Raw genomic sequence first — 24,555 nt, 5'->3', positions numbered from 1 at the left:
GGAGATTGTATTCAGATTTTACGCGTCACTAGTGCAGCGTTATATTGCTGGTTATACTGTATTTTATGCAAATATCCCAAAAACTATTTTTAGCCTTTGTTGGCTTAACCAGTATTGTGCTTATCGCCACGTTATCGTTAGCGCGGTGGAGCTTTGACCAAGGTTTTTTAGATTACATTAATAGCTTAGAGCAAGAGCGCCTGGCCAGCTTGTCTGAAGATATATTGACACTCTATGCAACCAGTTTACCTGCAGTAACAGAAGAAGCAGAGTCGGTACTTGGTTGGTACAAGCTTAGCCAAAACTCACTAAACCAAACTATTTTGACACACTCTCGTTTGCCGCGTATTCCCAGAGACAATAACGCCAATGGCTTTGATAAACCACCTCGTCCGGCTGGTCGATTAGCAGAACAACCACGTCAAGGCCCTCGTCAACCACCACCTAATATGCGTCCAGGCGCTTCGAGCCATCGCGGTGGCCCACCGACAGGGTTATATTCGGCTGACGATCAATATATTGCAGGTACTGTAATCGATAAGAAAGTCGATACCATTAGTTATCCGCTGATGTACAACCAACAAGTGATTGGCTACTTATACAGTAATCCCATGCGAGAAATTGTTTCGTCATCTGCAACGGCATTTGCCCAGCAACAGCGATGGACGAGCGTTGGCATTGGCCTTGTGTGTTTATTATTAGCCAGTGCAATTGCATGGTGGTTAGCACGCTTTTTATTGGTGCCGGTAAAACAAGTGATGTTAGGTGTGTCGTATTTGTCTAAGGGCGATTATGACCAGCGAGTCATGGACACTCAACGTGCCGATGAACTCGGGCAGTTAATGGCTAATATTGATCATTTAGCGATGACGTTATCGAAAAACCGCAGTGCTAAAAATCGTTGGTTGGCAGATATTTCCCATGAGTTACGCACACCGTTGAGTATTTTATGTGGCGAGATAGATTCAATTAAAGCAGGGATCAGAGCATTTGACTCAACACAGCTCATATCGATTGAACAAGAAGTATTAAGAATGAAGCATTTGGTCGACGATTTGTATGAATTGTCATTGTCAGATGTGGGTGGACTTCGTTATCACTTAACGACGGTAAATATTAGCGAGTCGTTAGACAGCACCTTGGTTAGTATTGCTTCATCTATGCATGAAAAAGGCTTAACGCTGAGTAAACAGATTGCGCCAATGCTATTTGTTTCTGCTGATGTTAGGCGTTTAGAACAGTTGTTTATTAATTTATTGATGAACGCGATGGCGTATACCGACAGCCCTGGCAATATAGACGTACAGTTAACATCGCAAGCAAGTACGGTTATTTTAACCATTAACGATACCAAACCCAGTGCGACAGAAGCGGAATGTGAACATTTGTTTGAACCTCTGTATCGCCAGGATACAGCAAGGACTCGCAGAGGCAGTGGTGCAGGTTTAGGGCTTACTATCTGTAAAAATATCGTCGAAGCGCATAACGGTAGTATTACCGCAACCCCATCATTAATGGGTGGATTATGCATTAGAGTCCAATTACCTTTGTTAAGGAAGTCAATATGAGTGGATTTGCTCATCAACAGCCAATGACCGTATTAGTGGTAGAAGACGAGCCAAAGATTGCACAGATATTGGTTGATTTTTTATCGCTAGAAGGCTTTAACACACAAGTGCAATATGACGGTAGGGATGTGATTGAAACGATTAAAACTCAGTCAATCGACTTTGTCATTTTAGATTTAATGTTGCCTTATAAAGACGGCCTAACGATTTGCCGTGAAATTCGTCAGTTTTCTATGATGCCAATATTAATGCTCACTGCTCGCGTTGACGAAATTGACCGATTGATGGGACTGGAACTCGGAGCCGATGATTATGTGTGTAAACCTTTTTCGGCAAGAGAAGTGGTTGCAAGAGTTAAAACCATTTTAAGACGGGTTGAAAATACCCAAGGCAGTCAAAATGAACAAATTATTCGATACAAACACATTGACTTAAATATTGAGCGATTTAAATGCCATGTTGATAAGCAAGAAGTTGAGTTAACACCGGTTGAATTTAGGTTGCTACAAACAATGCTCAAACGTCCCGGTGTCGTGCACTCTCGCGACAGCTTAATGCAAGTGTGTTATGTCGATGATCGTATTGTTAGCTCTCGTACTATCGACAGTCACGTCAAAAACTTACGGCATAAACTGGCTCAGGTGACTAAACAAAAAGAAGTATTACACTCTATTTACGGAGTGGGTTATAAGGTCGAGTAATCGATACCCTGTTTACATTAACTCCTTGAAGTCTGCACATTTTCTGCACGGTTATTTGTTATTGTACTGAAAAGGATTTCGTAGGGATAACCGCATGTCTTCATTGATGATTTATTTACTATTGTGTTGCCAGTGTGTGATTCTTATCAGCTTGCTGGTGGTCTTTTTTAACGCAGAACTAGACCCAAATTTAACCGATCCCGATTAACGTGGTTCATTTTACCGCTTTCATATCTCACCGTGACGCTTACCTGACACCATGTTCATATCAATGGATTAAATTACTCGTTAAACATTAGCGAGTTTTTTTAACTAATCGCTTATGTTTACTCGCTCCGTGGCTGGCTTTTGTTTAGAATGTCTGTGTTATTGGCATTAATTATGAGTTGGATGACTTTTTCGTCTAAGTATTAGACCAAGGAGTGATAGCTCATCGTATAAAGATGCCATAAGATACTTTTTCCACTGGCAAGCGCCATTCGGAATACATTTAAACTGAGGTGGACTGTTTTTCTGCCTAGGAGCATTAATGCAACTGTTTGTAAAAGATTTAACCGTTATCGATTTTTCATACCTTTGCCCCATTCGTGGCATGGTAGGAGAAAGCTGGATCGTCGATATATTGTTAGATGGTGGTTTAGATGACCAAAATATGGTGTTGGATTTTGCTAAAGTAAAACGCATCATTAAAAATACCATAGACGATGTTGCTGATCATCGCTTACTTATCCCTACCGCCTGCAGCGAAGTACGTTGGCAGCAAAAAGGCGATCGGGTATGGATGGATTTCTCAAGTCAAAAAGGTGACATTCACCTAGCGTGCCCGTCGCAAGCTTTTGCGCTTATTCCAACCGAAATTATTGATTACGAAAGCGTTAACGACTTTCTCAAAAAAGCCTTGCGTGAAGCATTACCCGAAAATGTTCAAGGTATTAGCATAACGTTACGTAGTGAAGTGCTTAATGCACCGTTTTACCATTACAGTCATGGTTTACGTAAACACGACGGTAACTGTCAGCGTATTGCACACGGCCATCGAAGCCCTGTTACCGTATTTGAAAACGGCATCGCAGAACCTAAGTGGGACCAATACTGGGCTGAACGTTGGCAAGATGTGTATCTCGGTACCGAAGAAGATCTTGTACCGGTTGATACCTTAGCATTGTCTAAACAAACCAATATTAGCGATAAAACCCATTTTGGTTTCCATTACATGGCGCCTCAAGGTGATTTTCAACTTGCGATGCCAAAAGAGTGCTGTGATTTGATCCCGCACGACACAACGGTCGAATTACTCGCAGATTACATGGCCAATACATTGGCGAATAAAGTGCCAGAAAGTCACTTTAAAGTGATTGCCTATGAAGGTATTGGCAAAGGGGCCATTGCGGTAAAAGGTTAATCGAGTAATATAAACGGGCTGCCAAAAGGTGGCCCTTTTTTTATTTATTTCACAAGGAATGCGCTTTAATGTTATTAAAAAAATCTCCTGGTAAAGTGATTTCTGTCGCCGCCATATTGATGGCGAGCTTATTGTGTTTTAGCACCTTTGCAGCAGCCGTGACATTTCAAGGCCAATTTGAGCAAGGGGCATTAGTCAGAGGTAGCGTGCCAGCTGGCAGTAAAATATTACTTAATGGTGAAGCGGTAAAAGTGACTCCTAATGGACAGTTTGCGATTGGTTTTGATCGTGATGCCGCCGTTGACCAACTCTTTAAAGTGACTTACCCAGACGGATTAACCGAAATTAAGCCGCTAAAAATTGCAACCAAACAATACAAAATTGACCGTGTGACTGGGATTAGTCAAAAAATCATGAAACCTGATCCTATCGCGCAGGCAAGGGCGGCGAAAGATGCGATACAAACCCGAGCAGCGCGAGATATCTTTAGTGAACAACAGGCTTTTATGCAATCGTTTATCTGGCCAGTAACTGGCAGGATTTCGGGCGTTTATGGTAGTCAGCGGGTTTACAACGATGTACCTGGCAATCCACACTTTGGTGTTGATGTCGCGCGTCCAACTGGCACCGTTGTCGTTGCACCTGCTGATGGTGTGATTACGTTAGCCGAGCCAGATATGTTTTATTCTGGTGGCACTGTGATTATCGACCACGGTTATGGCGTGAGCTCTACCTTCTTGCACTTGAGTAAACTGTATTTAAAGGTCGGTGATAAAGTTGTGCAGGGTGATAACGTCGCTGAAATCGGTGCCACCGGTCGAGTAACGGGTCCGCATTTAGATTGGCGTTTAAACTGGTTCCAAATGCGTTTAGATCCCGTCTCGATTGTACCGCCAATGGCGGCCGTGCTGGCAGCTAAAAAAGCGGCAAAATAGTATTAAGCCACATGTAGGGTTTAGGTATGGTTATTGAACCTGAACCTTCTATTGATGGGTCATGTTATTTGATAGTCATGTTATTGAATTGAACGTGGACTGCTTATTTTTTAATGCTTACTGCTTACTTCTTACTTCTTGAGCTATCAGAAGATTTCATCATGAGTAGCGGTAAGTTAGAGCGTTCGGGTTAAGTAGAATATTATTGTTGCGGTGAGCAAGCAGTAAACAGAGCATTCAATTATGATTGCTCTGTTTACTCAGGATGGATTTAACTGTTTGTCATTTCTTTAATCATGTCTAACGCAACGGCTTCTGCAATACTGATACCGTCAATACCCGCCGATAAAATCCCGCCAGCATAACCGGCACCTTCACCTGCAGGATATAAACCTTTGGTATTAATGCTTTGGAAATCAGCACCACGTTTAATCTGTACCGGTGACGAGGTACGAGTCTCAACGCCGGTTAACATGGCATCTTTACTGTCAAAACCACGAATTTTTTTACCAAATGCCGGGATGGCTTCACGAATAGCATCGATAGCAAATTGCGGTAATGCATCGCTTAAATCGGTCATTTTTACGTTAGGTTTATAAGAAGGCTCAACGTTTTCAAACGGTTTACCCACTCCCGCCGCTAAAAAATCGCCAACCATTTGTGCAGGAGCGTCGTAATTACTGCCGCCCATGATATAGGCGTGGCGTTCTAATTTACGTTGTAACGCAATACCTTGAAGTGGATCGTTATCAAAATCACTTGGATCAATGCCAACTACGATGGCACTGTTGGCATTACGTTCACTGCGCGAATATTGGCTCATGCCATTAGTCACTACCGCATGTTCTTCTGACGTAGCCGCCACAACCACACCGCCAGGACACATACAAAAGCTGTAAACACTGCGACCACTTTTACAATGGTGGACTAACTTATAATCAGCTGCCCCTAACATTGGGTGACCCGCGTTAATGCCAAAGCGATCTTTATCAATCATCTCTTGCTTGTGTTCAATACGAAAGCCAATCGAAAATGACTGCGCCTGCATATACACGCCTTTATCATGTAGCATTTGGAAAGTATCGCGGGCGCTGTGACCAATAGCAGCAATGACATGCTTAGAATGTAATACTTCGCCATTTCTCAGCGTCACACCCGTGACTTGGCGGTCAGTAATATTGATTTCATCAACACGGGTTTCAAAGCGAATCTCACCGCCTAATCGAATGATCTCACGGCGCATTTTTTCCACCATGGTGACCAACTTAAAGGTACCTATATGTGGTTTACTCACATAAATGATTTCAGCGGGTGCACCCGCAGCCACAAATTCTTGTTTAACTTTTAAGCCTTTAAATCCAGGGTCTTTAACTTGGCTATATAACTTACCATCAGAAAATGTACCCGCGCCACCTTCACCAAATTGTACGTTAGATTCTGTGTTTAACTCACTGGTACGCCAAAAGCGGAAGGTATCTTTAGCACGTTCGTGGACAGATTTTCCACGCTCTAAAATAATCGGTTTAAAGCCCATTTGTGCCAACATAAGCCCAACAAACAAGCCGCAGGGTCCCATGCCGATAACCAGTGGGCGTTCCGTTAAGCCTTCAGGTGCTGTTGCGACATATTTATAGTCGGTATCTGGCGATACGCGGATATTATGGTCGTCAGCAAGTGATGCCAATAACGCGGCTTCGTCTACGTTGGCTAATGTCACATCTAATGTGTAAATTAACGAAATTAAATTCTTTTTACGGGCATCATATCCACGCTTAAACACATGTATATCAACCAGTTGATCCGCTGAGATAGAAAGCCTTTGCAATACGAGCTCTTGCAGCGCATCTTCATTATGGTCGAGAGGCAATTTTATTTGGTTTAAACGGATCATGATTTACCTAAAAATAGACTTAAAAAAACAGCGCGTAGTTTACGTGATTTAACATTAAAATGAAATTATCTATTGATGGTACATGAGCTATGTCTTGCTGCATTCTTTATCATCATGATTAATGGGTAAAATAGCTCACTCAGTGTAGCCCATTCTAGTGGATGAGCTGAGCGTATGAGCTGAGTGTTTATAAGTGAGTAGGGGAATAGGAGATGCATATGTTGCGATGGATGATATTACTTTGTAGCGTAACCGTTTGTGTGAACGTGCAAGCTGCTATTAATGTGACTTTATTGAGTGATAACGGGATTGAGAGTTGGACTTCTAAAGTATTCTCTGGTGAATCAATTTACAGCGTTGAAGACTATAAAGGGCGCCTAGCATTAAAAGCACTCAGTCATCATTCTGCATCAGGACTGGTGCTAGAAAAGCAAATTGACCTCATTGCTACGCCTTATCTAAACTGGAGTTGGTTAGTTGAACAGACGTTGTCGCCGTTAGACGAGCGCAGTAAAGCGGGAGATGACTTTGTGGCGCGAGTTTATGTGGTTATGGATGGCGGTTTTATGGTGTGGAACACCAAATCATTAAACTATGTTTGGTCGAGTAATCAAGACAAAGGCTTGGTGTGGAACAACGCTTTTGCTGGCTCAAGTGTTAAAATGATGTCTGTGCGAGGACAGCAATCGCAACCCGGTCAGTGGTATGACGAAAAACGCAATGTGTACCAAGATTTGATTGACACATTTGGCGATAAAGGCAGTGAAAAAGCTAACCGCAAAGCGTATCAATACATCGATATGATTGCGATTATGACCGATACCGACAACAGCGGCAAAAATGCAGAATCGTATTATGGTGACATAATATTTACTGAAAAATAGTCACTGATCAACCGGAATTCACTGGGTACTAAGCGGCCTAACTAAGCCACATTGCTTGTTACTTTACCGTTAATTAAAGCGCTGATTAAACTTTATATCAATCGCTTGCATGTATCTCATACAAGCGATTTATCTGTAGAGGATATGTCTTTAATAGCTTTATTAATCAGAATAGTAGTGCATTATTTTTTGTTAAACATCGCCTGGCCGGTTTTATCTTTTTCAGACCAGAAATTAATATTGAACTGGGCATCAGGGCTTAATTCAATACGGTGCCAGTACTCCGGTGGGCTGGTAGCAAATTGGCCTGCATTAATCACGACTTTCACTTCAGGTTCAGTCGCTTCGCTGTTGGCAAAACCATAATACGTGACCACGCCTTCCATGACACAGAGCTGACCAAAAACACCTTCGGCGGTATTGTGGTGACTTAGCAATGCATCTGGCACATTGTCTTTAGTGAAAAATGGTGTAGAACGCTGAATAGTCCAATTTGCTGGGATACGTTGATGAGACATAATGTTCTCCTAAATAATCTGAACTTGGGATAATAAACGTCTTTCAATCAGTCCTTTGCCCTGCTAACTGCGTTGAATCGACTTACAATAGGCTAGGTATTGACACGTCAACTCGCCTTGTTAGCATAACAAATGACAAGCTTGAAAGTGAGGGGGTTTACATGCTGATGTTAAATAGCATGAGTTCATCCCTTATCCACAATTCAGGTTAAATTGATTGATGAGTAGGCTTTAAGGGTAAAGCCTACTCGATTAAATACTAAAGGCTTGCTGGTAAGGCTCTAAGTAATGGGAATGTATTGCTCATGTGTCCTTGGGTTACCACAAAGCCAATAATTTGTTTTTGCTCGTTGTAGGCTTTTACTGAGCAACCAGTGGCGTCAATATCAATTTGCCATGAAGCCACATCCTTAACGGTGCTGCCGCCTAATTGAATTGGCATGTGTGGCGTTTTAACTTTCACTAGCATAGGCGGTAGCTTCAAATCTGTTGGTTGACCGAGTAAGGTTTTTGCTAATGCATTGGCACTTAACAAGATAGGCTGTAAATAGGACATCACCTTACCGTTGATTTCGGCGCAATCACCTAAGGCGTAAATGTTATTCACAGAGGTTTGCAGCTGGTTATTAACCACTAAACCGTTATTCACTTTACATCCAGATTGACGGGCTAAACCAACATTAGCCTTCAATCCAGCAGCTGAAATGACGCAATCAATATCCACTGTTTTACCTGAGCTCAGCGTGGCGCATATTGCCGAGCAGTTGTGATCTAATGAGTTTATTGTTTGACCAAATTCAAACTCAACGCCAGCCTCAATTAACTTGTGTTGCAGTGCGGTCGCGACGAGCTCTGGCAACATATTCGCCATTAAGCCTTTGCTTGGCTCTACCATCACGATTTGTTTACCGCAGTGACTTAAATCCATGGCGATTTCGGTGCCTATAAGCCCAGCGCCAATAACCAATACTCTCTTTGCCTCGCGTAATTGCTGCTGTGCGCTTTCAAACTCTTGTAAGCTGTTTAAGGTAATGACTTTATTGGTTGCGTTACCTTGCATGGGAGGCACAAATGTTTTTGCTCCAGTAGCCAATACCAATTGTGAATAAGGGTAGGCAGTACCATTAACCAATACACTTTGTTGTTGGCTATCAATGCTGTCTACTCGAGTGAGTGCATGCAAGGTAATATTGTACTCTGAAGCAAACTCCTGAGCCGACTGACGAATTAAATCGGCGCTTGTCTGCTGGAGACTGAATGCATGGCTTAAATCTGGTTTATTGTAATCATGACCGTCATCAAGAGTAAAAACCGTTATGGGTATGTGCTTGTCTGTGCGCCTAATCGTTTTGATTAACTGATATGAGCCAAAGCCGCTACCGATAATGATGATAGGTGCATTCATGATGCTTTCCTCGCGTCAATAGGCACAAATACGTCTTTACCTAAACCACAATCAGGGCAAAGGAAAAAGTCAGGTACCTCACACCAAGGGGTTCCCGGCTGCACATCTTGATTTGGCTCACCTAATACCGGTTGATAAACCCAGTTACATACCGTACATAACATGTCTTGTTTATCGTCACTGCTGGTGGTTGATGCGCAAGATGTTTGAGCAGTAGGTGTTTTCACTTCTGGCATTTTTAAGGGTTTGTATTGGGTAAGGGAAGATGAAATGGAATCGACATTACTGAGATCATGTAACGCCCAGCTCTTGGCTATTTGGCGGCCATGCTCACGGCATTCGCGCATTGCTTTACCGTCTGGTTTCCATTTTGTTTTTAGGCCAACAGTGGTTTCAAACCCGGCGTCAGTCAGGCGGGTATGAATACGGTCAACAGCGCCGCCATTCCAACCGTAACTTCCAAAAGCACCGGCTTTTTTATCTTTAAAACGTAAACCGGTTATTTCTTCTAACATGCCCGCGACTTTTGGCATCATGACGTTGTTCATGGTTGATGAGCCGACTAAAATGCCTTTAGAGCGAAATACATTCGCAAGAATGTCATTTTTGTCGTGACGAGCCACATTAAACACTTTTACAGACACACCAGGATCGACATCATGGATCCCTTGAGCAATGGCATCGGCCATCAAACGGGTATTGTTAGACATTGAGTCGTAGAAGATTGTGATGCGATCCTCTTGATAATTATCAGCCCATTGTAAATACTGATGAATAATCTGAGTTGGGTTATCTCGCCACACGACACCGTGGGCAGTGGCAATCATATCAACGGGAAGGTTAAAGCCCAAAACTTCGTTAATTTTTGCGGTCACTAATGCGCTAAATGGAGTTAAAATATTGGAATAATAGCGCAAGCATTGATCCATTAATTCAATTTGATCAACTTCGTCATTAAACAGGCGTTCATCGCAATAATGCTGACCAAATGCATCGTTACTAAATAACACCGCATCTTCGGTTAAATAAGTCATCATGCTGTCTGGCCAATGTAGCATTGGGGTTTCAATAAAGACCAATTGCTTGCCATTTCCGATATCTAGGCTGTCGCCAGTTTTGACAATATTGAAGTTCCATTCAGGATGGTGATGTAATCCGGTAATGGAATCGATAGCATTTTCGGTACAATAAATTGGGGTATTAGGAATTTTTGCCATGAGTGCGGCTAATGCGCCAGAGTGATCTTCTTCAGCATGATTAATGACAATGTAATCAATTTTATCGAGATCAATTTCCATCTCAAGATTTTGAATAAATTGCAGGCTGAAGCGATGGTCAACTGTATCGATTAAGACATTTTTTTGTTCACGAATAAGGTAACTGTTGTAACTCGTGCCTTTAGTCGTTTTATATTCAGTGCCATGAAAGTCTAATATTTCCCAATCGCGTTGGCCAACCCAGTTGATGTTATTTTTAATGTGAATGGTCATAAGTACACCTGTAATAAAGTAGAAGTTAATGTTTAAAGATGAAGTTTCAAAAGTTAACTTCGTTATTGCAGATGGCATGCCAACTAGCTAAGTGATTGATAAGTATGTGACTGATGATATTTTTGTGGAATAAGCACTGTCATAATGACATTTATAATCAGTGTCTTTATGACTGCGAATTGTCATTTTGACTATATCGGAGTGATTGTATTGGGCGTGGCTTTACTCAAGTGGCGTTATTGATGAGACTTTATTCAAGTGATTCTATTCAAGTGATTCTAATCAAGTGATTCTATTCAAGTAGCTACCAGAACAAATTGTGATTGAGTTGATTGTCGTACTTTATAAAGGGTTAGTTGATTTGTATGGCAGAGCCATCACGGTAATGAATAAACCATTGTTGATGACTTGAACAGACCGTTATTACTTGGTTAACAGCTTTGCAAGGGTCAATATTCCTGACTCTAGCGGGCTATTTTTGTGGTAGACAATCGATAGCTGAACATGTTTTGGACCATGGCTCACAGGCGTCATAACCAGAGACTTTTCATAACGACTGCCAGCGACCATATTTTTGCCAATAATGGTATAACCTAACCCCGCAGCGATGCAGCCTAACACACCATCAGCACTACTCATTATCATTAGCTCATCACTGCCACGACCCGCTTGTTGTCGCCAGAGCATGGCATGTTGTCGATAACCACACCCTTCATCTCTAACCAATAATACTGGATCATATTCGCTGTCTCGCGGTGTTACCATGATCAACTCTTCTTTAACGATTGGGATCACTACCAGATTTTCATGCTGAGGAGCATTGCCTATTGCAGCGCAATCGACTTTATTATTGAGTACCGAAAACACTAGGCGTTCGCTAGTATCGGTATGGATTTTGGTTTTAATTTCAGCATGGTTGAGCTTAAGTTGTTTGAGCGCTAATGGCATGTGTACGGCAGCAAATGTTTCAGGCATGCCAACACGCAGTTCATAGGTGTTTTTATTGCGTGATATCGCTGAAATAGCTTGGTATTCCAGTTCTAATATTTGTTCTGCATATTCGTATAACAGCTGTCCGCTGGGCGTGAGTTGCAGTTTTCTGCCTGTTAGGGTAAACAGCTTGGTGTCTATTTCGGTTTCAAGCTTTTTAATCCTATTGGTAATATTGGACTGAACGGTATTGAGTTTATCGGCTGCGCCTTTAATACCTTGTTCGTCTACTACCGCTTTGAACGTTTTAAGCGTCAATATTTCCATATAGCTCCAATATAGTGCTCAGTATAGTTCTCAATACAAGAAGTTTAAGTTCTCAATAATTCAATTTTTTAGATTAACAGGTTGACGTATTGTCAGTGAATCATTTTTCGATTAGGCGACAATAAATGTTAATGGAACTGACAAAATTTCGGGTTTATTTGGCAGGGATCTGCAGTTTAATCGTCACCGTTGGCGTAGCACGGTTTTCCTACAGTTTGCTACTCCCCGTAATGCAGGACAGTGCTGGCCTAACCGAGTCTGGAGGTGGTTGGTTGGCAACCGCTAATTTTATGGGTTACATGAGTGGTGTTTTGCTTGCTGCGAGCCTGCATAATCTGCACTACAAATACCATTTACAGCGAGTGTATTTACTCTTGAGTGTGGTGACTTCTGTCGCCATGGTGATGACGACTGACATTGTTGCATGGGCTGTATTGCGTTTTATTGCAGGGATTTGTGCCTCTGGCGGCTTTATTATTGCATCTGGGCTTATTTTAAAATGGTTGGTAAGACACAATCATCGTGCAGAATTAGGTATTCATTTTGCAGGCGCTGGCCTGAGTATTATTATCACTTCACTCTTGTTCGAACTGATGCTTGGGTTGTCTGCTGATTGGCAACAACAATGGTTAGCGCTTGCGGTGTTGGCGCTAGTGGTTTCTGTTCCCGCCTGGTTATGGATGCCGCATCCCTCTGCGGGTGAACAACAAGGGGAGGTTGCGCAGGACAATCCACCAACAAACACATTTAAGTTACTGATGATGTCTGCCTATTTTTGTGCCGGCTATGGATATGTTGTGAGTTCAACCTTTATTGTCGATATTGTTGAGCGAACTGAAGGGCTGCAAGGCCAAGGTGGATTAACTTTTTTATTGATTGGACTCGCCGCCACTCCCGCCGCGTTAATATGGGACCGGATTGCGCGTAAAACAGGTTTCCTTAAAGCACTGTTAGCCGCGTATTGTTTGCAAGCTGTGGGGATTATTCTGCCTGTACTTAACGACAGCTTAGCCGTGGTCATTATTAGCGCATTGTTATTTGGTGGCACCTTTATAGCGTGTGTCAGCTTAGTGCTTACCATGGCAGGGAAGTTCTACCCCAGTAATCCCGCGAAGTTTATGGGTACCATGACATTAGCCTATGGCGCCGCGCAAATAATTGCACCAGTGCCAACGGGTTACCTCGCCGAATTTTTTGGCAACTATGACATTGGTTTATACGTTTCTGCCAGTGTGGTGATGATGGGAACGCTATTTTTACTCGGCTTACTTAGACTCGAAAGCCGCGCAGTGGTGAGTAAGCGTATAGGCAAAGAAAATCAGGTGGTTATTGGTTAAATACAGAAGTACATCATAATGTTAAAACCAAGCATTTAATTTCTAGCGGACAATAAAATAATCAGTTAATTTATTGTGTATTTTCCATAAGATTTTATGTCACGCGAGGGATGACGATATATGAAGTGTTTAGGACTAATTGCGTTATGTATATCACTAAGCGGTTGTGCGACTGGTTATCAAGCTTATACGTGGTCTGGTGGATATAAAGACAAAGTGTTGGCTGAAAATCATTACCTTGTAGAATATTATGGTAATGGCACAACCTCAATTGAAATGCTGAACATGTTTTGGAGTACTCGCGCCATTGAATTATGCCCAAATGGCTATGATGTTATCGATGAAAATAAAGGCAAAACGGATGGTGGGATTTTTTTAGGCGGGGTGACGTCTATTGATCATCCCTGGTTAAAAGCTGAAATTCAGTGTAAATAATAAGCAGTATTATACCAATTCCATTAATTATGTGACCAATCAGAGTCACTCAGATTGTTCAGTTTGAGGCGCATTGTTGAAATAATGGTTATTCCCTTCTAAGACAATGCAACAAAGAAATGAACGGTCTGAGTGCCTCCTGCAAGGCGGGTTTCTGTGCCTTCTATGCTGCTTAATAGCATTTTGACGTAGAACAACTATGCCTACAATTCTATTACTTGCCTAAAAGACACAGAACTCCCGCTGAATGACCAGATAATTAATAGAATTGGTATTATATCTGTGGTTGGACGCTTAATTAATAATCTCAACGCAAAAGGAATGTTAGTCGATGGATATTTTGGTGGATGATTTACAAGGTGCTGGTGTGATTGAATTATTACAAGCGCACTTGGCTGACATGTATGCGACTTCACCACCAGAGAGTGTGCATGCGTTAGATATCGATGCGCTAACTCATCCTAGTATTACGTTTTGGTGCGCGAAGCTTCAAGGCGAAGTGTTAGGTTGTGTGGCGATAAAAGAGCTCAATGAAGCCCATGACGAAATTAAGTCAATGCGCACATCCGCAGCGGCGAGAAACCAGGGTGTGGCGACAGCCTTGTTATTACATCTGCTCAATGAGGCTAAACGTCGAGGTTATCAGCAGTTGAGTTTAGAAACTGGCTCGATGGACTTTTTTGCCCCCGCAAGACGTTTGTATCAACGTCATGGTTTTGAATATTGCGGCCCATTTGCGAATTATCAGGCTGATCCTAATAGTCTATTTATGACCCGATTCATTGATTGAGTGAATAGATATCAGCGTTGATTAAGCTCGAGCCGAGTAATGTGGTTACTGTTCGCTGGCGATAATAGTTTGAATATCATGCGGATGCACTTTTAAACAAATGCCATTGGCTTTAAATGCGATGGTTGGGTTGGCTAAGCGTTCGTTATCACCTTTTGGTGAACTCTGTTTCACTTTAATCTTTCCAATCCCAGCTTGAGCATTCTCTATGATGCTGGCCAATTGTGGTGCTTGTTCAATTAGCTCGGCAACAAGGGCTTCACAGGTTTGTGCTTGAGAGGGAAACACCAATTCAATGTGTTCCCATCCTTCTACCGGATAGGTTTTATCTGATGGGAAGGGCAGCTCAACACAATTAATCTGCATTTTACCTATCACTAAGGGCTCAGTTAACTTGATGATTAAAATGGGTCTGCCATTAATCATGTTATTTGAAATAATCTCGCCATATTGGCTAAATTCATCAGCAAGTAACTGCGCTGTTTGGTTGTTATTAACCCGCAATGCGGCGTGATCAGCCTGTAAAGATAAACGGTCTAGCCCTAACTGCTCAATAAAGGCGGTTATCCGCACGCTAAAGTCAGCCCAGGTTTGTTGTAGATGTTGGTAGTTCATGTGCACACTCAAACAATTATTAACGTAAAACGGCAGTGGCTATGGCCAAATTTCAATTGGAGTGCCGGCATCAATCATTTGCCAAAGCTCGTCCATTTCTTTGTTGGTTACCGCAATACAACCGTTGGTCCAATTGTACTTTTGAGCTTCTTCTGGCGGTAAAGGTGAGCGTGGGTTTTCACCGTGGATCATAATCATGCCACCGGCGCGAATGCCTAATGCATCAGCACGTAATTTATCTTCTTCATTAGGGTATGAAATATGAATCGATTTATAAAAAGCGCTGTCAGATTTTTTATAATCTAAGGTGTAACGACCTTGTGGGGTGCGCTGATCACCTTCTTTGAGTTTGTGTCCTTGCGGTACATCGCCCATGGCTATCAGGTAACTCTTAACTACTTTACCGTCGCGCATCACAGACAAGCGAGATTCTGATTTGTTCACCACCACGAGGTCAACTTTGGCTTTTAATGATTGAGATGAAGAAGCATTTGCCAACAGTGGGCAAAAAAACATAACCATAAATAATATAGACAACGCGCGCATGAAATCTCCGTAAACCAATGACCATTTTAATTTTTATTGTAAAATGACTAATTCCGAATGTTAAAACTCGGCAGTCAATGTTAGATTTTAACGACATCAAGGGTTAATTGATATTAGTTAACCGAGTTTATTTGCAAGTTTTTTGCAAGTTCGTCTAAAAGATTGCCTAATATAGCGAAACCTGAAATGAATGCCGAAGAAAAGTCCGACAGTCCGCTAAAGCAAAAACTCCGAAATGTTATTTTTGGCACTGAAACGCCAGAAGGTAAACGTTTCGATATCATTTTGATGATATGCATTGTGCTGAGTGTGGTGTTGATTTTTATTGACACTATTGAGCACATCAATGAGCAATATGGTCAGCTTATTAGTATCGCTGAATGGAGCTTTACGGTATTGTTTACCGTTGAGTACATATTACGCTTATATTGCTCGCTCAATCGCTTACATTATGCTCGCAGCTTTTTTGGCCTGGTCGATTTAGTGTCGATTTTGCCCAGTTATTTAGGCTTGATTTTCCCAGGGGCAAACGTGGCCTTAGCACTACGAGTGCTGCGTTTATTCCGGGTATTTAGAGTGTTAAAGCTATTGCGCTATTTAAGCGATGGCCACTTGTTATTAAAAGCCATGGTGCAGTCTAGCCGTAAAGTGTTTATGTTTTTCTTTTCGGTCAGCCTCATCATCATGGTGCTCAGTGTGATTATGTATGTCGTCGAAGGGCCTAATAATGGCTTTACCTCGATCCCTAAATCCATGTATTGGACCGTAGTCACGATTACCACCGTAGGGTATGGCGACATTACGCCACAAACGCCACTAGGTCAGGGTATTGCCGCATTAACCATGTTAATTGGTTATTCGATTATTGCCATACCCACGGGGATTTTAACCGCGGAGATTTCTCATGAGATGGTGAGAACCCGTGATTTACGTAAGTGCAGTAATTGTGGCAAAAAAGGTCACGACAACGATGCTGATTACTGTAATCACTGTGGCAGCGAGTTAGAAAAACTCTGATGTGCATCATTAATGTTGCCATTTTATAGACCCAGCGCTTTATCATCGAGATTGGTTTTGCTGGGTGATTTTTATTAAAGGATACGCATGACCACAGCTAAGTTTGTCGAAGGTCCTATTTTACGTCACATATTGGTGATGAGTTCGACCGCGGCGGTCGGCATTTCGGCGTTATTCGTTGTTGATTTACTCGATATTTTCTTTTTAAGTTTATTGGGTGAAATTGAGCTTGCAGCCGCAGCGGGTTATGCCAGTACGATTTCATTTTTCACCACCTCGATTGGCATAGGTTTATCGATTGCGCTTGGCGCTTTGGTGTCCAAAGCCATCGGTTCAAAAAATATCAAGTTAGCCAAACGGTTATTTTTAAACAGTGCCATAGTGACGCTGTTAACCAGCGTGCTGGTGGCCATTGTTGTATACCTCTTTATTCCAGAATTACTGGCACTTGTTGGCGCTACTGGGCGAACTGCTGAACTGGCTGAAAGCTACTTAACAATATTAGTGCCTTCGTTACCGTTTATTTGTTTAGCCATGGCGTTAGGCGGCGCACTGCGTGCGGTGGGTGATGCTAAATTGTCGATGATGTCGACACTCGCGGGTGGTGGCGTTAATGCCGTGCTCGATCCGATCTTTATTTTTACCTTGTCTATGGGCATAGAAGGCGCTGCTGCTGCGTCGGTATTGGCGCGTATCGCGGTATTTATTATCTCTGCTCGCGGGGTTGTCGTTAAGCATAAGTTATTAGGTCAATTTTCCTGGGTTGAGTTTAAACAAGATTTAGGGGTTATTTTTGCGATTGCAGCGCCAGCCATGCTGACGAATGTGGCGACTCCTATTGGTAACGCTGTAGTAACGCGAGCGATTGCAGATTTTGGCGACAGTTATGTGGCCGGCTGGGCGGTGCTAGGTCGGTTAATTCCGGTGACCTTTGGGATGATTTTTGCTTTATCGGGTGCCGTTGGCCCAATCGTGGGTCAGAATTTTGGTGCGAATGAGTTTGAGCGAGTAAGGCTAAGCTTGACCAAGGCTATTCAATTTTGTGTTGTGTATGTATTAGCTATGTCGTTGCTGCTGTTTTTACTAAAAGATGTGATTATCAGTAGTTTTGATATGAAAGGCGATGCTGCCGAATTGATTTTGTTTTTCTGTCAATATATCGCTGTGTTCTTCATTTTCTCGGGGATATTATTTATTGCCAATGCCTCATTTAATAACTTAGGCAAAGCGAAGTATTCGACGATGTTTAATGTTGGCAAAGCCACGATTGGCACGATCCCTTTTGTGTATTTTGGTGCGCAGTGGGGCGGGGTGTACGGCGTGTTAATTGGCCAGGTGATTGGCGCGATTATCTTTGGCGTTATCGGTATTGTATGTGCTTATCGATTAGTGGATAAAATCAGCCAGCAAGGCTTGGTATCAGCCGGTGCCAACAAGCAATTACTGGAAGATGATGCCATCAATATTGATATGGTTGCCGCGCCATCGCCTATGCCAGGACGAACTCAGATGGCGCAGTTAGACGAAGAGCCCTTGTGCAAGCAATTAGCTGAGCAAGAGACACGTAATACCAATCGGCATTAATAAAGAACCACTCAGAATACGTTCAGCTGTTTTTGATTAAAGCGTCGCTATAGCGTCATGGTTGTTCTTGTTCGAATGGCGAGTGCGCAGAGCAAAAACGGCTAGGACATTCCTTTTAGGCGAGTGTTTAATACCAATTCCACTAATTATCTGGTCATTCAGCGGGAGTTCTGTGTCTTCTAGGCAAGTAATAGAATTGTAGGCATAGTTGTTCTACGTCAAAATGCTATTAAGCAGCATGGAAGGCACAGAAACCCGCCTTACAGGAGACACTCAGACCGTTCATTTCTTTGTTGCATTGCCTTAAAAGGGAATAACCATTATTTCAACAATGCGCCTCAAACTGAACAATCTGAGTGGCTCTGATTGGTCACATAATTAATAGAATTGGTATAAAGGGCTTACACTGCGTTGCATGACTTTGACAGAGAACCACTATACATTCAGTCATACGCCATTAAAAAAGCCCTTATTGCATGCAATAAGGGCTTTTTAGTCATTAACGTCTAAGGTATTAATGAGCTTATTTGTTGTCTGAATCTTCTGTCGCAGTGTCAACAACGGTCGTTTCAGTTGTTTCACTCGTATCAGCAGCTTGCTCAGCCGCCTGTGCTAAGGCGATTTTTTCGCGATCAGCTTTAGAAATATAACGTTCAACCGTTTTAGTGCTTGGGTTCGATGGCACCACTTTGTTGGCACGTGCTTTGGCACGTTTGGCCAACTTTTTGATCATCTCTTGCTTTCTATTCATCTGACTTCTTACTGTGTAAACGACAAACTATTCATATCATTTCAGAAGATAAATGGCTTATCAAAGCGTGAAGGCGCTGGTCTAACGGCCGTCGGCAACTTCACGAGAAAATTGGAGGCTAATTCTAGCTCAATTGCGGTGCTGGATACAGCAATTTATAACAAGCACAACAAAGCGCCGCTCAAGAAGCTGTTGCTGTGACATTAGCGACCGAATTTTTTAATGTCTTCTTCAGTCGCGCCGTCATTACACTCACCGCGCACTTCTGCACGATCGGGTTCCACATAACGACTTAACTCGACAAAACTCGTTTTGCAGTAACCACTCATTTCGATGGTTTTTTGTAGGCCCAAATCAACTTGTTGATGCCACAACTCAAGGCGTTCTTCGGCGTTGCGTTGTTCAATTAAATAACTTTGCATGTCTTGCTTACGGCGGTTTATACGTTGGTCGTGAGGTTGTTCGCCAGGCAGAGGGCGATCTGTTGCCGTGGCCAATTTTGCTCTATAGGTGAATAGCTTAATGCCGTCACCTTTTATTTGCGTGCTAAAGGTGTCGCGAAATTGTCCGGCAAAATCCATTGGGTCGGGTGGGCTTGAACTGCATGCACTCAATAACACCACGCTACATATTACCAGACTATTTTTAAACACAGATAAACCCCTAAAGCAAAATAATGGCGTAAATCATAACCTAAGCGGTTGGAAGGATGATAGCCCACAGCAAGGTAAATTAACTTAAAGAGAGGGTTTACACTGTTAAACAGCCAAAAATAAGCCGCAACAAGTGCGGCTTATTTATTAATGCTCAGGGCATCTAGGCAAAACGTTCGTTCAAATAGCTCGTAATGGCTTTAGACTCGTACAACCATTGTGTTTGGCCATCTTGCTCGATACGTAAGCAAGGTACTTGTAACTTACCACCTTCTGCTGTGAGTAAGGCTTTGTTGTGTTCTTGTTTGGCATCAACAATATTGATGTTCAAGTTTTGACGGCGCATTTCACGACGTACTTTTACACAAAACGGACACGCAGCATATTGATAGAGCGCCAGTGCCTGAGTTTGTTGGTCGACAACGGCTTGTTGTTCTTGCGGGCGTTGACGTTTTTTAGGCGCAAATACAAAATTTAATAATAAAATAATTCGACCTAAAATCCAGCGAACAATGAACATATCTATCCTCAAGTATCATCATGTGAAGACCAAAACCTTGTGGTGGCATGGCCTTAATTAAATTAGCCGCAGTCTACTCCAACTTAAGCGCAGATAACAAGCTCGGGTTATTTTGCTTGTAGCTCTAACAACGCCGATGCCGCAGTTTGATTGGTGTTTATACGGCTTTCGAGTACAAAAACTTTTCCAGCATCAATTTGGCCCTGTTCGACTAAATAGGCTTTCACTGCTCTGGCGCGTGCTTGAGCAAGTAGACCTAAATCATCAATGCTGACGTCTTGATTGTTTTTTAACATATTGTAAAGCGCGATGTGCCAGCGCGTAGTGAGCTCTTGTGGGCTAAGCTCTGGGGCTTCTGTTAATAAAGCCTGCTTAATGTCGTCTGGCAATTGTCCTAACTCTTGTTCCACTAATGTATAAAGCGCATCGGTTAGCGGGCCTGACACTGGGAACTGGCTTGCCGATAAATGTTTAGGCAGCGCACGCAGCTTAATAGAAGCCGTTTTAGCCAGTTTTTTATGTAATTTCAGTTCTGCCAGCGCAGGTTTGTCGTTAGCCACATCAACACTACCCTTAATATTAAGATTCAATAACGGTCTTTCGATTAAGGCGCTGGCCAATTTATCCAGGGTGACTTGTTGTTGATGCTCAATGGCGCTGACACCATAATCAAAGCCGACTTTATCGATGGCTTCTTCACCGCCAACTAGCCCTGCAATAAATGAGAATGGTGAGGTTACCGCCTTGGTGATTAAGTTACCGATGGCATTTATAATAATACTGCCAAAACTAAAACTGGGTGAGTTAATGTCGCCAGACACATCTACCCCTAAATCAATCACTCCGTGACGGTCTTGCAGCAATGCCACTGCCAAGCTAACCGGTAAACTGGTTGCTAAGTCGCTATTACTGCGTTTACCCAGTTTGAGCTGGTCGATAACCAGATGATTGCTGCCAACAAGCACGTTGTCTTTTAATTTATAGTTTAAATCAAGCGACAGCTGGCCTTTATCGATGTAATAGCCAGCGTAAGTGCCCGAATAAGGGTTAACCGATGTGAGCTCTACTTTTTTGAAGTTGAGGTTTAAGTCTAAATACGGTTGTTCTAACAGAGGATTGACATCACCCTTTAAAGTCACTGGTGCATATTTATCTATTTTACCGGCTAAGTCGACTGATGCAGTGGTTTGCGGGTTAGACGATAAATTAGTGATTTCGCCATTGAGCATTTCGATGCCGGAAGCAAAATTGGGCGTTAACGAGTTATCTGCGAAAAAGGCTGAACTGTCTTTAACGCCAATTTTGTTAATGTTGAGCTGCATTTCAGGCGTATCTGTTGTGGTTTCTTGTTTGGCGTTTTCATTTGCAGCCGCTAACTTTGGCTCCGTCGAACTATCCTTTGCAGTCGCGTCTGCTTGGTCAGGGCCATTGTCATGGATCAATTGGCTAATGTTTGTGCTTCGGTCAGCTGAAATAATTAAACGCGCGAAGAGGGCGTCGAAGTTAATCTCGTCTATGTCTATTTTGGCTTGTTTACGGTCATAAGACAGTTGGTTTATCGCCATGGTTTCCCAATTTAATAAAGGCCGCTTAAGCATATTATCTGTAATGTCGAGTTGTTCAATTTTGGCACTGCCTTGATAAATTAAGGTTTCGTTAGCGTCTGCAATGAGTTTTCCTTGCGTTGAAAATACCCCATCTTCTAACGTGACGTTAATATAAGGAGCGATATACGGCTGCAAGCGCGTCAACATCATGTTGCTAAAATCTATGTCAGCAACAATACTTTGCGCCAATACATCGACTTGGCCAGTGGAACTCAATTGGCTCTGCTCGTTAATCACGGTTGAGAATTGATAATCTATCGGGCTAGAAAAGTCTGATATAACTTTGCCGGTACTGACATTAATCGGGCCGAGTTGCCATATGATAATGTTGTCGCTAGCAATGCCTTCACCTAATGTTACCTGGTACTGTTCAAGCTTGAATTTGTTGAGCGTAACGAGCCATGGCTTGCCTTGACTGTCTGTGCCCGAGGATTCAATTTGCACCGCAGTGTCTGGCGTTTCTGTAGCTATCGTTTCAGTCGCTGTCGTATCAATAGCTATCGTTTCAGTAGCTGCAGTTTCAATAGTTGTAGTATCAATAGCGGCGGTTTTTGTTTCTGGGTTTTCAATCTCAGAAGTTGCAGTTGCTGTGGTTTCCGTTTCGGCAGTTTTTGTATTTGTGTTTGTTGTTGCAATCGCTGCATCGTCACTGCTAACCACAAGCTCAGTGTTTTTTGGGAGTAACAAGGCAACGAGATCTGCACCTGTGGGAGTAATATTCAGGTTGATTTTGCCATTTTCGCTGTAAAACTCATCAATGGTGACCTGTTGTTTTGGGGTATCAACATTGATGTTATTTAACGCCAGAACGCCAATCGAGATTTTTTCATCTTGTAGGTGTACCGCTTTTACGTTTTCAATCACCACGCGTGCTTTGGCAATGTGAATGTCGCTTATTGGCTCAAATTCGGCATTTTGCAGCGCAACACGAAAGTGTCCATTCACGCTGAGTTGGCCTTGGGCTAAATTGATGGCAAACAATTGGTCGATAAAAGACCAGTAACGCGATAAATCGATTTTGGCAACGTTGATATCACCCTGGAGCATGAGCGGTGCCAGCTGTAGCTGACCTTGAAGGCTTAATGCCCCTTGGAATTGATCTTCAATGGCGATATTAAATTGATTAACCAAGTTTTGCTGATCATCAATAGCCGCCATAATGCTGTCAAATTGGCTTAGTTTTAGTTGAATATTCGGGTAGCTGATTTTAGTGTCAGTGACCTTATCGTTTAACGTAAATGTCCCGTCAATGAGTTGAATGTTTGCCATGCGCATCGACAACATTTCTGCCGATTGAGGTTGTTGCTCTGCTTGCTGCGCGCTGCTATTACTGGCAATACGTTCAATGATATCAGTGAAGTTAAACACATCATGTTGCTGGCTATCTTGGCTGCGGCTAACTTGAATTTTAGGTTGTTCAAGCACGACATCTTCGAGGACCAGGCCCATTAACCGTATAGATTGCCACACTTGTAAGTTGGCATATAAGCGCTCAAAACTGACAAACTGAGTGTCTTGTTTTTGTTCGTTTATCGCAAAGCCTGTGACGGTGAGTTCTGTCGTAAACGGATTAATTTCAACGTTTTGCAATGTCACCTGACGACCCAATATATCGCTTAATTGCTGTGGCAGTTGTTGTTTAGCAACCGCAGGAATTAATCCGCCTAAAATGGCACACAAGAGTAGATACACGCTTACGAGCCAAAATAGCCATTTTTGATAGCGAGGACGGCGTTTAAAACTTGTGCGAAGTTGAGCAAAAAAGGATTTCATAGGAGATTTCTTGATAAATGCAGGGTCACAGTGAGTTATAGTAACAAATAAATTTCGTTACTAGGGATTATTTTACAGTAGAAACAGATTAATTTACTTTGGTCTTTATTGATGCTAGATTGTTAAATATCTAAATTAAGTTTATGTAATTAATAGGTTTTATATTCGTATTGTGATGATGTTTTGTTCGCTTAGCAAACTAATGCTTTGTTAACATTTAGATTCACAATCACAATCACAATCATGATCACATTCATTGTCTGTTTGCGCATAAAACCACTGGGTTGTTAACGGCGCGTAGCATAATGACTCATTAACTTAATCAATAGCGACTCATCTCGCTGTGATGACTATTTTCAAGGATGATAAATGCAAATTCGTCTTGCTTCGAGCATCGATTTAGAACCACTGAGCGCCTTATTTGATTTGTATCGCCAACAATTTCATCAACCTAAGGATTATGCTGCTTGCCATGCCTTTTTAAAGCATCGTCTTGCTGAAAATGACACCATGATTTTTGTGTGTATTAAAGACGATCATATGGTGGGCTTTACGCAATTATACCCATCATTTTCATCTTTATTACTCGCCCCCGTTTGGTATTTAGAAGACGTGTTTGTGTTAGCGGAATATCAACAACAAGATGTTGTTGATAAAATGCACCAAAAGGCTGAACAGTTGGCACAAAGCACTGGGGTGTTATTGATCAACCGTTATGAGCAACAGGTGTTAAAGGAACAATGTACTGCTTAAGCTTTATTAGTTTGCAGTTTATTGACGGCCACTCATAACAAGCTATAAACCTCGGTTCCATTTTCTGATAAAATGACCGAGGTTTTTTTGTGTCCTCTATATAGTTACTGCATTCAAGGTGTG

General features: G+C 42.3%; 22 protein-coding genes. 11 read left to right on the top strand and 11 right to left on the bottom strand.

Features of this window, described 5'->3' with window-relative positions; genetic code table 11:
• The first annotated feature begins 65 nt into the window (after nucleotides 1-65).
• The 4 genes from ACROAE_RS17000 (at nucleotide 66) to ACROAE_RS16985 (ending at nucleotide 4,606) form a co-directional block, all read left to right on the top strand.
• The gene (locus ACROAE_RS17000; RefSeq protein ID WP_432403926.1) at nucleotides 66-1,568 is read left to right on the top strand and encodes an ATP-binding protein; all 1,503 of its coding nucleotides are present in this window, start codon (nucleotides 66-68) and stop codon (nucleotides 1,566-1,568) included.
• On the top strand, nucleotides 1,565-2,269 hold the full coding sequence (locus ACROAE_RS16995) for a response regulator (RefSeq protein WP_432403922.1): 705 nt from the start codon (nucleotides 1,565-1,567) through the stop codon (nucleotides 2,267-2,269). The genes ACROAE_RS17000 and ACROAE_RS16995 overlap by 4 nt, the downstream gene beginning before the upstream one ends.
• A 529-nt stretch (nucleotides 2,270-2,798) precedes the next feature.
• Complete coding sequence (locus ACROAE_RS16990) at nucleotides 2,799-3,671, top strand: 6-carboxytetrahydropterin synthase (RefSeq protein ID WP_432403919.1); 873 nt, start codon at nucleotides 2,799-2,801, stop codon at nucleotides 3,669-3,671.
• A gap of 119 nt (nucleotides 3,672-3,790) precedes the next feature.
• Complete coding sequence (locus tag ACROAE_RS16985) at nucleotides 3,791-4,606, top strand: M23 family metallopeptidase (protein ID WP_432403975.1); 816 nt, start codon at nucleotides 3,791-3,793, stop codon at nucleotides 4,604-4,606.
• A gap of 271 nt (nucleotides 4,607-4,877) precedes the next feature.
• On the opposite strand, the gene ACROAE_RS16980 is transcribed toward ACROAE_RS16985, so the two are convergent.
• Nucleotides 4,878-6,497: an NAD(P)/FAD-dependent oxidoreductase gene (locus tag ACROAE_RS16980; RefSeq protein ID WP_432403916.1), complete on the bottom strand. Its 1,620-nt coding sequence runs from the start codon at nucleotides 6,495-6,497 to the stop codon at nucleotides 4,878-4,880.
• Nucleotides 6,498-6,715: 218 nt separating this feature from the next.
• Here ACROAE_RS16980 and ACROAE_RS16975 point away from each other — a divergent pair, with 218 nt between their 5' ends.
• Nucleotides 6,716-7,381 (top strand): DUF3047 domain-containing protein, encoded by a 666-nt coding sequence (locus tag ACROAE_RS16975; protein ID WP_432403913.1) that lies wholly within the window; start codon nucleotides 6,716-6,718, stop codon nucleotides 7,379-7,381.
• 182 nt (nucleotides 7,382-7,563) lie between these two features.
• Here the strand turns inward: ACROAE_RS16975 and ACROAE_RS16970 are convergent, their stop codons facing one another.
• The 4 genes from ACROAE_RS16970 to ACROAE_RS16955 form a co-directional block, all read right to left on the bottom strand.
• Nucleotides 7,564-7,899, bottom strand: a complete 336-nt coding sequence (locus tag ACROAE_RS16970; protein WP_432403911.1) for a DUF1971 domain-containing protein — start codon at nucleotides 7,897-7,899, stop codon at nucleotides 7,564-7,566.
• A gap of 259 nt (nucleotides 7,900-8,158) precedes the next feature.
• On the bottom strand, nucleotides 8,159-9,304 hold the full coding sequence (gene norW, locus ACROAE_RS16965; protein WP_432403907.1) for an NADH:flavorubredoxin reductase NorW: 1,146 nt from the start codon (nucleotides 9,302-9,304) through the stop codon (nucleotides 8,159-8,161).
• Nucleotides 9,301-10,794, bottom strand: a complete 1,494-nt coding sequence (gene norV, locus ACROAE_RS16960; protein WP_432403904.1) for an anaerobic nitric oxide reductase flavorubredoxin — start codon at nucleotides 10,792-10,794, stop codon at nucleotides 9,301-9,303. The genes norW and norV overlap by 4 nt, the downstream gene beginning before the upstream one ends.
• A 423-nt stretch (nucleotides 10,795-11,217) precedes the next feature.
• Nucleotides 11,218-12,051, bottom strand: coding sequence for a LysR family transcriptional regulator (locus tag ACROAE_RS16955; RefSeq protein WP_432403901.1), 834 nt, complete (start codon nucleotides 12,049-12,051; stop codon nucleotides 11,218-11,220).
• 125 nt (nucleotides 12,052-12,176) lie between these two features.
• Here ACROAE_RS16955 and ACROAE_RS16950 point away from each other — a divergent pair, with 125 nt between their 5' ends.
• The 3 genes from ACROAE_RS16950 to ACROAE_RS16940 all read left to right on the top strand — a co-directional run bounded on the left by ACROAE_RS16950 (nucleotide 12,177) and on the right by ACROAE_RS16940 (nucleotide 14,613).
• Nucleotides 12,177-13,388: a YbfB/YjiJ family MFS transporter gene (locus tag ACROAE_RS16950; RefSeq protein WP_432403898.1), complete on the top strand. Its 1,212-nt coding sequence runs from the start codon at nucleotides 12,177-12,179 to the stop codon at nucleotides 13,386-13,388.
• A gap of 120 nt (nucleotides 13,389-13,508) precedes the next feature.
• On the top strand, nucleotides 13,509-13,823 hold the full coding sequence (locus ACROAE_RS16945) for a hypothetical protein (protein ID WP_432403895.1): 315 nt from the start codon (nucleotides 13,509-13,511) through the stop codon (nucleotides 13,821-13,823).
• Between the two features lie 331 nt (nucleotides 13,824-14,154).
• Nucleotides 14,155-14,613 carry a GNAT family N-acetyltransferase gene (locus ACROAE_RS16940; protein ID WP_432403892.1) on the top strand — a complete coding sequence of 153 codons (459 nt, stop codon included), beginning with the start codon at nucleotides 14,155-14,157 and terminating at the stop codon, nucleotides 14,611-14,613.
• Between the two features lie 45 nt (nucleotides 14,614-14,658).
• Here the strand turns inward: ACROAE_RS16940 and ACROAE_RS16935 are convergent, their stop codons facing one another.
• Nucleotides 14,659-15,228 (bottom strand): VOC family protein, encoded by a 570-nt coding sequence (locus ACROAE_RS16935; protein ID WP_432403890.1) that lies wholly within the window; start codon nucleotides 15,226-15,228, stop codon nucleotides 14,659-14,661.
• A 39-nt stretch (nucleotides 15,229-15,267) separates the two neighbouring features.
• Nucleotides 15,268-15,750: a L,D-transpeptidase family protein gene (locus tag ACROAE_RS16930; RefSeq protein ID WP_432403972.1), complete on the bottom strand. Its 483-nt coding sequence runs from the start codon at nucleotides 15,748-15,750 to the stop codon at nucleotides 15,268-15,270.
• A gap of 210 nt (nucleotides 15,751-15,960) precedes the next feature.
• Here ACROAE_RS16930 and ACROAE_RS16925 point away from each other — a divergent pair, with 210 nt between their 5' ends.
• Together ACROAE_RS16925 and ACROAE_RS16920 are read left to right on the top strand one after the other, a co-directional pair.
• Nucleotides 15,961-16,791: an ion transporter gene (locus ACROAE_RS16925; RefSeq protein WP_432403887.1), complete on the top strand. Its 831-nt coding sequence runs from the start codon at nucleotides 15,961-15,963 to the stop codon at nucleotides 16,789-16,791.
• An 87-nt stretch (nucleotides 16,792-16,878) separates the two neighbouring features.
• On the top strand, nucleotides 16,879-18,375 hold the full coding sequence (locus ACROAE_RS16920) for an MATE family efflux transporter (protein ID WP_432403884.1): 1,497 nt from the start codon (nucleotides 16,879-16,881) through the stop codon (nucleotides 18,373-18,375).
• Nucleotides 18,376-18,898: 523 nt separating this feature from the next.
• Here ACROAE_RS16920 and ACROAE_RS16915 read toward each other — a convergent pair.
• From ACROAE_RS16915 to ACROAE_RS16900, 4 genes are all read right to left on the bottom strand, one after another.
• Nucleotides 18,899-19,126 carry a DUF2986 domain-containing protein gene (locus ACROAE_RS16915; RefSeq protein ID WP_432403881.1) on the bottom strand — a complete coding sequence of 76 codons (228 nt, stop codon included), beginning with the start codon at nucleotides 19,124-19,126 and terminating at the stop codon, nucleotides 18,899-18,901.
• Nucleotides 19,127-19,329: 203 nt separating this feature from the next.
• Nucleotides 19,330-19,779: a hypothetical protein gene (locus tag ACROAE_RS16910; RefSeq protein WP_432403879.1), complete on the bottom strand. Its 450-nt coding sequence runs from the start codon at nucleotides 19,777-19,779 to the stop codon at nucleotides 19,330-19,332.
• Between the two features lie 163 nt (nucleotides 19,780-19,942).
• Nucleotides 19,943-20,299: a glutaredoxin family protein gene (locus ACROAE_RS16905; RefSeq protein WP_432403876.1), complete on the bottom strand. Its 357-nt coding sequence runs from the start codon at nucleotides 20,297-20,299 to the stop codon at nucleotides 19,943-19,945.
• Nucleotides 20,300-20,406: 107 nt separating this feature from the next.
• Entirely contained in the window at nucleotides 20,407-23,679 is a 3,273-nt protein-coding gene (locus ACROAE_RS16900) for a DUF748 domain-containing protein (RefSeq protein ID WP_432403873.1), read from the bottom strand.
• A 369-nt stretch (nucleotides 23,680-24,048) separates the two neighbouring features.
• Here ACROAE_RS16900 and ACROAE_RS16895 point away from each other — a divergent pair, with 369 nt between their 5' ends.
• A complete protein-coding gene (locus tag ACROAE_RS16895) occupies nucleotides 24,049-24,432 on the top strand; it encodes a GNAT family N-acetyltransferase (protein WP_432403868.1) in 384 nt (127 codons plus the stop codon).
• Nucleotides 24,433-24,555: the final 123 nt, after the last annotated feature.

This window comes from Shewanella sp. MF05960 (genome assembly GCF_050849305.1).
Classification (GTDB): domain Bacteria; phylum Pseudomonadota; class Gammaproteobacteria; order Enterobacterales; family Shewanellaceae; genus Shewanella.
The sequence above is the reverse complement of the archived record's forward strand: the minus strand, read 5'-3'. Positions and strand labels throughout refer to the sequence as shown.